The following is a 13,519-nucleotide window of genomic DNA, read 5'->3' as shown; positions in this document are numbered from 1 at the left end:
GATGGTCGTCTGTAGTACTGGCAGCGCCAAGCACAAGACAGACGGTTTCAGGACAGGACGGGCGGAGCACGTGGCGAAGCAGCGCTGATCAAGCCACGTAGTAGCGTAAAGACACCTGAGAAACAGCGGAGATGACGTGGTGAACGAGGGCAACCTTGCCGTGCAGGACGCGCCAATCTTCGCAGTGAGCGCAGCCCCTGGCGACGGCTCTCCGCTCGGATGACCGCAGGCACCAGCAATTGAATGCTGGCCAACGTCAAATTGACACGTTCAACCTGTGCCACGCTCAAGCCAGCAGGGAACAAACAGCTGAGTAGAAGACTGGCCAGCAACCAGCGCGGTGCCGTACGTACCGACCAACGACGCGAAGCGACGCTACCGGAAGCCGGTAACGTGCGAGGGCGTGCTGTGGTATCGACAAGGCTCATGCTGTTGCCAGACTCCCGCTCATGATAGATTGCCGGAAATCACCAAACCGGCATGCAAGCCCATGAGTATAAAGGCTAAGCGTTTCCGCGCCCAGCCCGCGGCGCGCCTGTTGAACGGCAAGGGGCAGCTCGGTAGCGTCATGCGTCAGGCACGCATGCTCGAGCAGGCCCAGATACACCTGCGTGAAGCCCTCCCGAATGACATGCGTGAGCACGTCTTTGTCGGTGGCTATGATGATGGCAAGCTGTCTCTCATCACCAATCGTGCCACCTGGCTCACCTGGCTACGCTACGAGCAACGTCGTCTGATCAGCGTGCTGCGCGAGCTACCCGAGCTGGCCACGCTTTCCAGCCTGACATTCAAGGTGAGGCCGGTTCGCCCCGCCTTTGTGCCTGCAAGGCAGCTTAGGCATCTACCAGAAGCCGCCGCAGAGCATCTACTGGATTGTGCCTCGCATACTGAGGATTCCCATCTGCGTGAGGCACTGCAAAGACTGGCTTCCCATGCGGGAGAGAGCCCAGACGCCGAGGGTAGCGAAGACATCAGTCGCAATGAAGACGTCAGTGAATAGCGTCGTGCCATCACTTGAATGCTTCGAAACCTACCCGCGTAACCTCTTCGCAATACATGAAAATATCTACCATGAATACAAACAGCCGCGCCGCCCTTGTGGGCGGCGCGGCTGTTGTCGTTTCCAATCTTCAGCTGGCAAGGACTGAAGAAATACGTTCAGGCTGGACGGGCTAGGTCGCAGTCATCTTGTCTTGCGGCTACCGCTGAACCATCTGCTTCTGAACCATCAGACGGCAAGTGCCGGAGATGCATAGGAAATAGGCATCGCAGCGGAATTCTCAAACGTCACAATCTCGTAGCTGTCAGCATTTTCAAGCAATGCACGGCACAGCATATTATTGAGACCGTGACCTGACTTGTAGCCACGGAACTCACCAATCAGGCTATGACCGAGCTGGTAAAGATCACCAATGGCGTCCAACACCTTGTGCTTGACGAATTCGTCGTCGTAACGAAGGCCTTCATCGTTGAGAATGCGGTAGTCATCCACCACGATGGCGTTATCCAGGCTTCCGCCCAGCGCCAGATTCTGGGAGCGTAGAAACTCCAGATCACGCATGAAACCAAAGGTACGTGCGCGAGACACTTCCTTCACGAAGGACGTGGTAGAGAAATCAACGGTAGTGGTCTGCTTCTGCTGCTCGAATACCGGGTGATCGAAGTCAATGGCAAAGGAAACCTTGAAGCCGTTATACGGCAGGAAGGTAGCGACCTTATCGCCATCACGCACTTCGATTTCACGCTTGATACGGATGAACTTCTTGAGTGCAGACTGCTCCTGGATGCCAGCGGACTGGATCAGGAATACAAACGGCCCAGCACTGCCATCCATGATTGGCACTTCCGGTGCAGACAGCTCGACGAAGCAGTTATCGATACCGAGACCAGCGAAGGCGGACATCAGGTGTTCGACCGTGGTCACCTTGGCTTCGCCATTGAAAACGGCGGTACACATGGTGGTGTCACGCACATTCATGGCATCTGCGCGAATGTGTGCATGCGGCTCAAGATCAGTACGCACGAAAACGATACCCGTGTTGACCGGAGCCGGGCGCAGAGTCAAATAGACCTTGTCGCCGGAGTGCAGACCAACGCCTGTAGCGCGGATCGTATTTTGAAGTGTTTTTTGTCTAATCATAGGTAGATAGCCAGTCAGCCTGAATTTGGAAACAGTGTTCATGATAACAGCAAAGCAGGTATTCAACAAATTGTCACCTGCCGCTGTTAGGGAAATTCAACATTGCTTTTGGAGCACCATTCAGGCCAAACAACGCGCCCATCAGCCCCCTGTAGAGTATGAACACACAATCCCCAAACAGTTCTCACTCTCACTGTCATAAAACGTCAACCATAGTGAAAGAACTCTCGGGGACCTTCCGAACTACGTACGCAAGAGCGCCACTGGATGCATCTGACAAGCCTGCACTGGGCACTCATCAGCGACACGCTTATCCTTTCCTTCCGTCATCTGCCCTGAAAACGACTTCACCCACCCGAGTGACCTCGGGTGGGTGAAGTAAGGCTCACGCTGAGCCATCGCCTGGCAGTGTCAGTGGTCTCAGTTCATACCACTGGCGCCGCAGTACGCTCAGTCAGCCTGACGGCGCAGGAAGGCCGGGATGTCGAGATAGTCATCCATGTCACGGCTCTTGCGCGGCTCTGCCTTCTTGGCAGCGGCAGCCTGATCTTCCTTGGCCTGACGCGTAACAGTCGGTGTCTGCAGGCTACGATAGTCCGCAGGCTTCTCGATAGTGCGCTTGGCCGGAGCCGTCTCACGAGCGGCGGGCTTCTCCACACGTCCATCAAGACCTGCTGCCACGACGGTGACACGCAGTACGTCTGTCATGTCCATGTCGATGGACGTACCGACAACGATGGTAGCGTCCGGAGAAGCGAACTCCTGAACCGTCGCACCAACATCATTGAACTCGCCGATGGACAGGTCCGGGCCAGCCGTGATGTTCACCAGGATACCGCGTGCACCGTGGAGGTCGATGTCTTCCAGCAGCGGACTGCGGATGGCCTTCTCGGCGGCTTCGCGAGCACGGTTCTCGCCCACTGCATCACCGGTTCCCATCATCGCCATGCCCATCTCGGACATGACGGTGCGCACATCAGCAAAATCGACGTTGATGATGCCCGGACTGGTGATCAGCTCTGCGATGCCCTGTACAGCGCCTAGCAGGACATCGTTGGCTGCGCTGAACGCGCTCAGCAGACTGGCGCTCTTGCCCAGCACTGACAGCAGTTTCTCATTGGGAATGGTGATCAGGGAGTCGACGTGCTCGGAGAGCTCCTTCATGCCCTGCTCGGCAGCTTTCTGACGACGCGGCCCTTCAAACGGGAACGGACGAGTGACCACAGCGACAGTCAGGATGCCGAGTTCCTTGGCAACCTGTGCAACGACAGGCGCACCGCCGGTACCGGTGCCACCACCCATACCCGCAGTGATGAAGACCATATCGGCGCCCTGCAGCAGCTCGACGATTCGCTCACGGTCTTCCATGGCGGCCTGACGACCCACTTCCGGGTTGGCGCCTGCGCCAAGTCCTTTCGTGATCTCACTGCCTAGTTGAAGGATAGTCTTGGCAGCCACGCGCTTGAGCGCCTGGGCATCGGTATTGGCGCAGATGAATTCGACGCCTTCGATGTTGCTCTCGACCATGTGATTGACGGCGTTACCACCGCCGCCGCCAACACCGATCACCTTGATGACCGCGCTGCTGGAGGGTGCGTTATCTACCAGTTCGAACATATGCCCTGTCTCCTGGATCACAGTCTTCCTGTAATCCCTGTCAGAAATTTCCCTTGAACCAGCCCTTGATCCGCTCCAGCGTGGAGATGTCATGCTCGTGGCCGTGAACGCGTCGCGCGGCAGATTCCTCTCTGCGCACCGCGACCGTAGTCGACGATGGCGTATGCCGTTCCTGCTTCATTCCATAATGTAGCAAACCTACACCCGTAGAATAAATTGGATTACGGACCACATCGGCCAGTCCACGTACATTTTGCGGGCAGGCTATGCGTACTGGCATATGGAAGATCTCTTCCGCCAGCTCCACGACACCTTCCATACGCGACGTGCCGCCGGTTAGTACTACACCGGCTGCCACGAGATCCTCATAGCCACTGCGACGTAGCTCATCGCGGATCAGAGTGAAGAGTTCCTCGTACCTGGGCTCAACCACTTCTGCCAACGCCTGGCGAGACAGATCACGGGCCGGTCGATCACCAACACTAGGCACCTTGATCGTCTCGTCGCTGGACGCCAGTTGGGTCAGAGCACAGGCGTACTTGACCTTGATTTCTTCAGCGTACTGAGTGGGGGTGCGAAGCGCCATGGCAATATCATTGGTCACTTGATCACCTGCGATGGGGATCACTGCCGTATGTCGAATGGCCCCTTCGGTAAACACCGCGATATCGGTAGTCCCTCCTCCGATATCGACCATGCACACCCCAAGCTCACGCTCATCCTCAGTCAGTACTGCATGACTTGAGGCGAGCTGCTCGAGAATGATGTCGTCGACTTCAAGACCGCAGCGACGGACACATTTCTCTATATTCTGTACAGCATTCAGTGCCGCTGTGACCAGGTGAACGCGCGCCTCAAGGCGCACCCCGGACATGCCCAATGGCTCACGAATGCCTTCCTGCCGGTCGATGGCATATTCCTGTGGCAGCACGTGAAGAATGCGCTGACCTTCAGAAATTGCTCGTGCGCGAGCAGAGTCGATCACACGTTCGATATCTGACGGTGAGACCTCACGGTCCTTGATTGCCACTACGCCATCGGAGTTCATCGAGCTGATATGGCTGCCGGCGATACCGACATATACCGAGTGGATATCACACCCGGCCATCAGCTCAGCTTCTTCCACTGCACGCTGAATCGACTGAACCGTCGACTCGATATTGATCACGACACCCTTCTTCATACCGCGAGAGGGGTGTGAACCAATGCCAGCAATTTCAATGCCACCATCATCGGTGGGCTGACCCACGATCGCGACCACCTTGGATGTTCCGATGTCCAGCCCGACCACCATATCCTGTGATTTGGAATGTCCTGCCATAGGTCGGGCCAGCTCCTTGATTCTGGTTCATCATAAAAAATAATTTAGCGATCGGTAGGCGGCAAATGACTCCAGCACTACCCGGACCGGGTTTACGTTCCGTTTAACCCGATGAGTGACTCTGCTTCTCAGTATAGGAGGAGCAAGTTCAGGCATACCAGCCAAATATACAGGGTGGCACAAAACCCCGCTAGAATAGGCGGGATTGTACTTAAATGAAACTGGCGAAAACTTCATTTCACTAATACTGCGCCTTAAAAGTCACTAAAGACAGGTGTCGCCATTTTCTTCAGCCACCCTGCCCACTTTCTGGTGCTGTCGTCTCACCATGCCATGCCACTGCTACGCCATTGGGGTAGCGCAGGTCTATGTAGCGAATCTGCGACGCCTCGCCACTCAAGCGACGCTGCCACGCGGCCATGAAGCGCGCCAATCTCGCATCACGATCATTGCGTCCCAGCATCACCCAGACAGTGTCATTGACTTGAAAACGCCATGCACCGCGAGGCTCAAGTCGTAGCTGAGAAACATTGAGTCCTAGCCCACCAAGCTGACTCTGCAGGGCATCCAGCTCAGCAAGGACCTCAGAACCACTGTCTTGCGGGCCTGCCAACGTCGGTAGATTTCCCAGGCGAGTGACAGGACCTACCTTGAAGGCTTCACCGCGTACATTGAGCAATTCACCATCATTCCAGTACGCCACCGGTTGCTGCTCAAACAGTTCAAATTCGAGTGTATCCGGCCAGCGACGCGAAATGCTGACTTCACTGAGCCAATCAATCGTCAATGCACGCTGACGAACATCACCCAATGGCACAGAAAGCCAGCTTTGACCGCGAATCAAGGGTGCAATATGCCGTTGCAGATAGGCTGCGCTGACGTGTTCGAAGTCACCCTTGATGGTGACACGTTCGATCGGACGATCCAGCCACGTCCACAGAGCCTGGCCACCTGCCACCATCAGGGCCAAGCCCAGTATAAGGCCGAAGAGCGTGCCGGCAGAGCTACGTGAGGCCATGAATCAGTGATCGCTCGGCAGACAGCCTGACACATCAGCGTCAGTGCGCTCGGTCAGGGTCGTATCTAGAATTCGCAGCACCAGCGACGCAAAGTCGAGGCCAACATGTGCAGCTGCCTGCGGCACCAAGCTGTGATCTGTCATGCCTGGCGAGGTATTGACCTCAAGCAACCAGAAAGCTCCTTCGGCATCCTGCATCACGTCCACGCGCCCCCAACCTTCACAGCCTAGCGTAGAAAATGCCTTCAAAGACAATTCAGCCAATGCGACTTCACACTCAGCCGCAAGTCCGCAAGGCAGTAGATAACGCGTGGTATTGGCAAGGTACTTGGCTTCGTAATCATAAAAGCCGCTATCAGCCTCAATACGAATGGCAGGTAACGCCGCATCATCCAGAATGGAGACGGTGTACTCAGGGCCCTTGATGAAACGTTCTGCCATCACCACCGCATCAAACTGGCTAGCATCACGCCACGCAGCTTCCAATGTCTGGGCATCCTCGACGATATGAATTCCCAGCGTAGAACCTTCATGAACCGGCTTGACCACTACCGGCACGCCCAGCGTATCAAGTACAGCTTGCCAGTCGGTATCGGCTGCCAGCTGGCAGGAGCGCGGTGTCGGCAACCCTTCAGCGTCCCACAATTTCTTGGTGCGTAGCTTGTCCATGCCCAGTGCCGAGGCCAATACACCGCTGCCGGTGTAGGGGATGCCGAGTAATTCCAGCGCGCCCTGCAAGGTGCCATCCTCACCACCACGACCGTGCATGGCAATGAACACACGGTCTGGCCGCAAGACTTCAAGCCCCGCCAGTCCACCGGCCATGTCATATCCCTGTACGTCTAGCCCAGCGCCTTCCAGTGCAGCGAGCACGGCAGTACCGCTTTTCAGTGAGACTTCGCGCTCAGCGCTAATGCCACCGAAGAGCACGACAACACGCCCATAGCGCACTGCCAATTCAGGAACTACTGCTCTCTCCAGGCTTGCCACTCCCTCAGGGCTTGCCGTGACACGAGATGACACGGAGGTTTGCTCGCTCATAGCACCACCTCGGAGAGTTTCAAGTCGGCACCGGCCAGTGCCAATGCGATACCACCCACATCACCAGCGCCCTGCGTGATCAAGATATCGCCGGGGCGCAGTACGTTATTGAGCAGTTCCGGCAATGCCCGCTTGTGCTCGACGAACAACGGATCCACCTGACCACGTTGACGAATGGAGCCCGCGAGAGAGCGACCATCTGCGCCGGGAATCATGGCTTCCCCTGCACTGTAGACATCCAGCAGCAGCAGAGTGTCTACCTCGGACAGCACGCGCACGAAGTCCTCATAGAGGTCATGAGTACGCGAATAACGATGCGGCTGATATGCCATCACCAGACGGCGATCTGGCCAGCCAGCACGTACGGCACGAATTACCATCTCGACCTCACGCGGATGATGGCCATAGTCGTCAACCAGCATCACGCTCTGCTCACCGTTGGGTGCAGCAAACTCGCCATGCACCTGGAAACGACGGCCAACACCGGCAAAACTGGCCAGCGCGCGGGCAATCGCATCATCACTCACGCCCACATCGGTCGCTACCGCTATCGCTGCCAACGCATTGAGTGCGTTGTGCTCGCCTGGCATCGCTAACGTGATATCAAGCGGCGCATGCCCTTCCGGACGTAGCGCCGTGAAGCTCAGCTGCCCGCCACCCTGACGGAAGTTGCTGATGCGATAGTCTGCATCCTCACTGAAGCCATAGGTCACGAATTGACGCTGAACCCGCGGCAGCAATTCGCGAAGATTGGCATCGTCAATGCACAGCACCGCCAGACCGTAGAACGGCAGGTTGTGCAGAAACTCGATGAAGGTGTCCTTGAGACGATTGAAATCACCTTCGTAGGTCGCCATGTGATCAGCATCAACATTGGTCACCACGGAAATCAGTGGCTGCAGGTGCAGGAAGGAGGCATCGGATTCATCCGCCTCGGCCACCAGATACTCACCCTCGCCAAGACGCGCGTTGGTGCCAGCACTGGTCAGCCTGCCACCGATCACGAAGGTCGGATCCATCCCGCCTTCGGCAAGCAGGGTCGCAGTCAGGCTTGTGGTGGTGGTTTTGCCGTGCGTCCCGGCGATGGCAATCCCCTGACGGAAGCGCATCAGCTCAGCCAACATCTCGGCACGACGCACGACAGGGATACGATGCTCGCGAGCCCATGCCACTTCAGGATTGGTGGTGTCGACAGCCGTCGACACCACGACCACATCACTGCCCTCGGCATTGACGGCAGCATGGCCAATGGCGACGCGGACCCCACACTCACGCAGATGTGCAGTGACCGAGGATTCCTTGAGATCACTACCACTGACCTCGTACCCCATGTTGCCAAGCACTTCGGCAATACCACACATGCCCACGCCGCCGATGCCAACGAAGTGGATACGACGAATACGGCGCATACCAGCACCACGATCAGAATTCCTAGCGTTCAAGGCGAGTCTCCATGCAGCCTGCCAGCATGGTCGCCACCGCGTCGAGTTCCGCGCTTTCGCGGGCGTGAGCGGCCATGCCAGTGAGTATCTTGGGATCAAGCAATTCACCCAGCGTCTCGGAGAGACATTGGGCATTCAACGTATCCTGGGGTATCAAACGTGCCGCATCCGCAGCCACCAACACCCTGGCATTGACGGTCTGATGATCGTCCACGGCATGGGGAAACGGCACGAAGATAGCCGGACGCCCTGCCGCCGCAAGCTCCGCCACCGTCAGGGCGCCTGAACGACATACCACGAGATCGGCCCATGCATAGGCCTCGGCCATGTCAGTAATGAACTCACTCACCTCAGCATCTATCTCCGCGGCCTGATACACAGCAACCGTTGCTTCACACTTGTCACGCCCCGCCTGATGACGAACGACAGGACGCACCGTCTCAGGGAGCAATGCAAGCGCGGGAGCCAGCTGCTCGTTGAGCGCTTGAGCGCCCAACGAGCCGCCCATCACCAAGAGGTGCAGTGGACGTTGCTCAAGCTCTGAGACATCGCGTGTCATCGCACCCACGTGAGCTATTTCATCACGCACCGGATTGCCCACCACCTGAGCACCACGCGACGGTGGAAAAGCCCCGGAGAAGGCGGCATAGACACGCGTGGCCATGCGGGCCAACACCTTGTTGGTCAATCCGGCAATGGCATTCTGCTCATGAATCACCAGTGGAATGCCTTCCAGGCGTGCCGCGAGCCCCCCCGGACCACTGGCAAATCCACCCAGCCCGACGACCAATACAGGCTTGAGCTCACGGATGATGCGTCGTGCCTGTAGCACCGCGCGGGTCAGGCGAAAGGGGATTGCCGCGTAACCGACGACTCCCTTGCCACGCAGCCCCGCCACTTCAACGCGATGCAACGGATACCCTGCCTCTGGCACCAGTCGATTCTCGATGCCGCGCGGGCTGCCCAGCCAATGAATCTCATGACCGACACTTGCCAGGGCGCGTGCCAGTGACAGCGCAGGGATGACATGCCCCCCTGTTCCGCCGGCCATCATCAACACGACACCCGGCGATGCCGTGGCGTGCGTGTCACGATCAACCTCTGCCTCTTTGATATCTCGCTCAACTACAGAGGGAGAAGACGATGTGGGAGAAGACGTCATGCCTTGGCTCCTTGCGGGGTATCGGTAGGCAGCTTGGCCTTGCGCCGTGGCGTGACGGTACCGCGAGACAACAAGCGAGTCTCGGCGTCAATACGTAATAAAACAGCCACCTGCACGCAACTGATGATCAGACTGGAGCCGCCGTAACTCATCAGTGGCAACGTCAACCCCTTGGTCGGCAGCAGACCACTGGCCACACCGATATTGATGAAGGCCTGGGCGCCGAACACAAGAGCGATACCGTAGCCAAGGTATGCATTGAATGGCAAACCCGCCAGCTCCGCACGGCGACTGATCTTGAAGGCACGATAAATCAGCAAGGCGAACAAGCCAACAACAGCAGTGGCGCCGATCAACCCCAACTCTTCTGCCAGTACCGCAAACACGAAATCGGTATGCGCTTCAGGGAGATAGAAAAGCTTCTGCACACTGTTTCCCAGCCCCATGCCTGTCAGGTGCCCGCGTCCGAAAGCGATCAAGGCCTGGGTGAGCTGGTAACCACTGTCATACATGTTGGCCCAGGGATCGGTGTAAGTGGTCAGGCGCTCCCAGCGATAAGGTTCGGCGATGGCCAGCAACCACCCTCCGCCCAGGGCAAGCACCAACAGGACGATAAAGCCCCACCATGCGACACCGGAGAGCAATAGCATGCCCATCACGGCGCCTCCCATGACGACGACGGACCCGAAGTCAGGCTCCAGTGCCAGCAGCACCACCATCAACATCAGCGGGATGCACGGCAGAATCAAGCCATTGACGACACTGCTCCGCACCTTGTCAAGCCGCCGTTCGAGATAGCCGGCTAGCCAGATCATCAAACACAACTTGGCTATTTCCGACGCCTGCACCCCCCCGACGACAGGCAGAGGAATCCAGCGCTTGGCGCCATTGATCTCACGCCCCACGATCAACACCACGATCAACAATGCAAAGCCAAGCATCAGCATGGCAAAACTCCGCTGTTGCCATTCCGACATCGGAATTCGGAGCGTGCAGCAGGCAGCGATCAAGCCGATCAGGATGAAGATGCCGTGACGCAGGCTGTAATAAAACGCATTGCCATCAAAACGTTCGCTGGAAATCTCACTGGATGCCGAGGTCACCATGACCCAGCCAATACACAGAATCGCGATCGACGCAAAGACCAACCAGCCATCGATGGGTTGTTGATCAGTGCTGAGGGTGTCACGCAGTCGACTGGTCTTGTCACGCATCACGTTCTTCCTCACCGACACTTTCAATAACGACATGCTGTGCAACCCAATTACGGAAGACGTCACCCCGTACCATATAGTTGGCAAACTGATCCAGGCTCGCACAGGCAGGAGATAGCAGCACGCAATCTCCTGAGCAGGCCACTTGCTGCGCCTGTGCCAGCGCATCAATCAGCGTATTCACTCGCGTCACTGTCACGCTGTCAGGCAAGGCAGCAGCCAGCAATGCCGCATCCTGACCGAAGACCACTACCTCACGCGCATAGTCCGCCAGCGGCGCCGCCAACGGAGAGAAATCAGCACCTTTGCCCTGACCACCGGCTAACAGTACCAACTTGCCGTCAAGCGTCGGCCCGAGCCCGGCAATCGCTGCCAGTGTCGCGCCAACATTCGTGCCCTTGGAGTCATTGATCCAACGCACACCTTGCTGATCGGCAATCAGTTCACCGCGATGTGGCAAACCAGCGAATATCTTGAGTTCGGCAACCATCACCGCTTCCTCAAGTCCAATCGCCGTTCCCATCGCCAGGGCTGCCAGCGCATTGGCTTGATTATGGCGCCCTGCCAGATGAACAGCGCCGGCTGGCATGACTTCGTGCAAGCCTTGTGCATCGGCATGACAGAGATAAAGCGACTCGCTCTTCCCTGCCAACCGCCACTCAGCTTCAACATTCCCCAACTGAACACTGAAGGACACGCACGGCACGACATCATCTTCAGCCGGCCAACTCCAGACATCGTCGGCATTGATCACCGCCAAGCCTGCACCGCGGAAAATGGCGCGCTTGGCAGCTTGATAACCGAGCATGCCATCATGACGATCGAGATGATCTTCAGAGAGATTGAGAAAGCAGGCGACGTCAGCCTTGAGCTCAGGCGTCGTCTCAAGCTGGAAGGAAGACAGTTCGAGCACGTAGAGCTCGGCATCAGGCTGTTCGCGCAGCAATGTCAGTGCAGCAGTCCCCAGATTGCCACCCACCGCAACCTGACGACCGGCACGCTCTGCCATCTGAGCGACTAATGTGGTGACGGTAGATTTGGCATTTGAACCGGTGATGGCCACTAGCCTCGGGCGCTTGCCATGTTCACTGGACAGCACGACGCTTTCAGCTTCACGCTCATCCAGCGCTCGCACGAACAGAGCAATTTCACCGACGAGGCGATCTCGCGTGGCATCAAACACTGACTGACGTGGATCGATGCCCGGACTGAGCACGATTTCAGAGAAGCCTGATAGATCCAGAGCTTCAAGTGGCCCGAGGTACACCTCGGCCTGTGGAGCATACTCATGCAGAGATTCGAGACCCGGTGGCTCACTACGGGTATCGGCAACCGCGAAATCGATTCCGCGGTCACTCAGATGTCGCGCAATTGCCTGGCCGGAAACACCAAGACCGACCACCAGGGTCGGTCCTTTGGCAAGCACCGGTGTCACCGGTGCTGTGGCAGCAGAGAGGGTCATCGCAGGGCGTCCTCAGCGAACCTTGAGTGTGGCCAGGCCAAGCAGCACCAGAACCACGGTAATGATCCAGAAGCGCACGATCACGCGCGGCTCCGGCCAGCCCTTGAGCTCGAAATGGTGGTGCAGTGGCGCCATGCGGAAGATACGTCGCCCGGTCAGCTTGTAGGAACCTACTTGCAAGATGACCGAGACGGTCTCCATCACGAATACACCACCCATGATGAACAGCACGATTTCCTGACGCACAATGACCGCGACAACGCCCAGCGCTGCACCGAGAGCCAATGCTCCCACATCCCCCATGAAGACCTGTGCCGGGTAGGTGTTGAACCACAGGAAGCCAAGACCAGCCCCCGCGATGGTCGCGCAGAATACCGCCAGCTCACCAGACCCCGCGATGAAGGGAATATGCAGGTATTCGGCAAACTTCAGGTTGCCCGAGGCGTAGGCGAAGATCGCCAGGCCCATGGCCACCAGTACGGTCGGCATGATCGCGAGACCATCAAGGCCATCGGTCAGATTCACGGCATTGGAGCTACCGACGATGACGAAATAGGTCAGCACCATGTAGAACACGCCCAGCGGGATGACGACATCCTTGAAAAATGGCACCAAAAGACCCGTCTCGGCTGGCGTGCTCGCGGTCATGTACAGCACGATGGCGGCGCCGATCCCGACTACCGACTGCCAGAAATACTTCCAGCGTGCCGGCAAGCCACGCGGATTCTTCTCCACGACCTTGCGATAGTCATCCACCCAGCCCACGGCACCGAAGCCCAGCGTGACGGCCAGCACCACCCAGATGTACAGGTTGGTCAGGTCGCCCCACAACAGCGTCGAAAAGGCCATCGACAGGAGAATCATCACCCCCCCCATGGTCGGCGTACCGGCCTTGGAAAGATGCGACTTGGGGCCATCATCACGCACGGCCTGGCCTATCTGGCCATCGACCAGCTTGCGGATGACCCAGGGTCCCAGCCATAAACACAATAACAGTGCCGTCAGCGTGGCAAGCACCACACGTAGGGTCAGATAATTGAAAACCGTAAAGGCGCCATTGAATTGGGCCAGAAACTCAGCAAGCAGCAGCAGCATGACTCAC

Annotated in this window: 12 protein-coding genes; 1 reads left to right on the top strand and 11 read right to left on the bottom strand. The window is 57.5% G+C overall.

Annotated elements, in window-relative coordinates:
• Nucleotides 1-47 precede the first annotated feature (47 nt).
• Nucleotides 48-428, bottom strand: a complete 381-nt coding sequence (locus GQR90_RS03675; protein WP_158772928.1) for a hypothetical protein — start codon at nt 426-428, stop codon at nt 48-50.
• Between the two features lie 62 nt (nt 429-490).
• Between GQR90_RS03675 and GQR90_RS03670 the strand changes: the two genes are divergently transcribed.
• A complete protein-coding gene (locus GQR90_RS03670) occupies nt 491-1,000 on the top strand; it encodes a DUF721 domain-containing protein (RefSeq protein WP_158772927.1) in 510 nt (169 codons plus the stop codon).
• A gap of 228 nt (nt 1,001-1,228) precedes the next feature.
• On the opposite strand, the gene lpxC is transcribed toward GQR90_RS03670, so the two are convergent.
• From lpxC to mraY, 10 genes are all read right to left on the bottom strand, one after another.
• Nucleotides 1,229-2,140 carry a UDP-3-O-acyl-N-acetylglucosamine deacetylase gene (lpxC, locus tag GQR90_RS03665; protein WP_158772926.1) on the bottom strand — a complete coding sequence of 304 codons (912 nt, stop codon included), beginning with the start codon at nt 2,138-2,140 and terminating at the stop codon, nt 1,229-1,231.
• A 450-nt stretch (nt 2,141-2,590) separates the two neighbouring features.
• Nucleotides 2,591-3,757: a cell division protein FtsZ gene (ftsZ, locus tag GQR90_RS03660; RefSeq protein WP_158772925.1), complete on the bottom strand. Its 1,167-nt coding sequence runs from the start codon at nt 3,755-3,757 to the stop codon at nt 2,591-2,593.
• A 40-nt stretch (nt 3,758-3,797) separates the two neighbouring features.
• Complete coding sequence (gene ftsA / locus GQR90_RS03655) at nt 3,798-5,078, bottom strand: cell division protein FtsA (protein WP_158772924.1); 1,281 nt, start codon at nt 5,076-5,078, stop codon at nt 3,798-3,800.
• Between the two features lie 289 nt (nt 5,079-5,367).
• The gene (locus tag GQR90_RS03650) at nt 5,368-6,096 is read right to left on the bottom strand and encodes a cell division protein FtsQ/DivIB (RefSeq protein WP_158772923.1); all 729 of its coding nucleotides are present in this window, start codon (nt 6,094-6,096) and stop codon (nt 5,368-5,370) included.
• 3 nt (nt 6,097-6,099) lie between these two features.
• Nucleotides 6,100-7,137 (bottom strand): D-alanine--D-alanine ligase, encoded by a 1,038-nt coding sequence (locus GQR90_RS03645; RefSeq protein WP_158772922.1) that lies wholly within the window; start codon nt 7,135-7,137, stop codon nt 6,100-6,102.
• Complete coding sequence (gene murC, locus GQR90_RS03640; RefSeq protein ID WP_158775287.1) at nt 7,134-8,546, bottom strand: UDP-N-acetylmuramate--L-alanine ligase; 1,413 nt, start codon at nt 8,544-8,546, stop codon at nt 7,134-7,136. The genes GQR90_RS03645 and murC overlap by 4 nt, the downstream gene beginning before the upstream one ends.
• 22 nt (nt 8,547-8,568) lie before the next feature.
• A complete protein-coding gene (murG, locus tag GQR90_RS03635; protein ID WP_158775286.1) occupies nt 8,569-9,630 on the bottom strand; it encodes an undecaprenyldiphospho-muramoylpentapeptide beta-N-acetylglucosaminyltransferase in 1,062 nt (353 codons plus the stop codon).
• Between the two features lie 107 nt (nt 9,631-9,737).
• Nucleotides 9,738-10,955, bottom strand: coding sequence for a putative lipid II flippase FtsW (gene ftsW, locus GQR90_RS03630; RefSeq protein WP_158772921.1), 1,218 nt, complete (start codon nt 10,953-10,955; stop codon nt 9,738-9,740).
• The gene (gene murD / locus GQR90_RS03625) at nt 10,948-12,417 is read right to left on the bottom strand and encodes a UDP-N-acetylmuramoyl-L-alanine--D-glutamate ligase (protein WP_158772920.1); all 1,470 of its coding nucleotides are present in this window, start codon (nt 12,415-12,417) and stop codon (nt 10,948-10,950) included. The genes ftsW and murD overlap by 8 nt, the downstream gene beginning before the upstream one ends.
• A gap of 12 nt (nt 12,418-12,429) precedes the next feature.
• Complete coding sequence (gene mraY, locus GQR90_RS03620; RefSeq protein WP_158772919.1) at nt 12,430-13,512, bottom strand: phospho-N-acetylmuramoyl-pentapeptide-transferase; 1,083 nt, start codon at nt 13,510-13,512, stop codon at nt 12,430-12,432.
• Between the last annotated feature and the right edge of the window lie 7 nt (nt 13,513-13,519).

Source organism: Cobetia sp. L2A1 (assembly GCF_009796845.1).
GTDB lineage: Bacteria > Pseudomonadota > Gammaproteobacteria > Pseudomonadales > Halomonadaceae > Cobetia.
The sequence above is the reverse complement of the archived record's forward strand: the minus strand, read 5'-3'. Positions and strand labels throughout refer to the sequence as shown.

Bases quoted from the DNA above. Each gene is read 5' to 3' on its own strand.
- murC (WP_158775287.1), bottom strand. From the start codon at position 8,546: ATGCGCCGTATTCGTCGTATCCACTTCGTTGGCATCGGCGGCGTGGGC.
- mraY (WP_158772919.1), bottom strand. From the start codon at position 13,512: ATGCTGCTGCTGCTTGCTGAGTTTCTGGCCCAATTCAATGGCGCCTTT.
- GQR90_RS03670 (WP_158772927.1), top strand. From the start codon at position 491: ATGAGTATAAAGGCTAAGCGTTTCCGCGCCCAGCCCGCGGCGCGCCTG.
- ftsZ (WP_158772925.1), bottom strand. From the start codon at position 3,757: ATGTTCGAACTGGTAGATAACGCACCCTCCAGCAGCGCGGTCATCAAG.
- lpxC (WP_158772926.1), bottom strand. From the start codon at position 2,140: ATGATTAGACAAAAAACACTTCAAAATACGATCCGCGCTACAGGCGTT.
- murG (WP_158775286.1), bottom strand. From the start codon at position 9,630: ATGGCCGGCGGAACAGGGGGGCATGTCATCCCTGCGCTGTCACTGGCA.
- ftsW (WP_158772921.1), bottom strand. From the start codon at position 10,955: ATGCGTGACAAGACCAGTCGACTGCGTGACACCCTCAGCACTGATCAA.
- ftsA (WP_158772924.1), bottom strand. From the start codon at position 5,078: ATGGCAGGACATTCCAAATCACAGGATATGGTGGTCGGGCTGGACATC.
- murD (WP_158772920.1), bottom strand. From the start codon at position 12,417: ATGACCCTCTCTGCTGCCACAGCACCGGTGACACCGGTGCTTGCCAAA.
- GQR90_RS03650 (WP_158772923.1), bottom strand. From the start codon at position 6,096: ATGGCCTCACGTAGCTCTGCCGGCACGCTCTTCGGCCTTATACTGGGC.
- GQR90_RS03675 (WP_158772928.1), bottom strand. From the start codon at position 428: ATGAGCCTTGTCGATACCACAGCACGCCCTCGCACGTTACCGGCTTCC.
- GQR90_RS03645 (WP_158772922.1), bottom strand. From the start codon at position 7,137: ATGAGCGAGCAAACCTCCGTGTCATCTCGTGTCACGGCAAGCCCTGAG.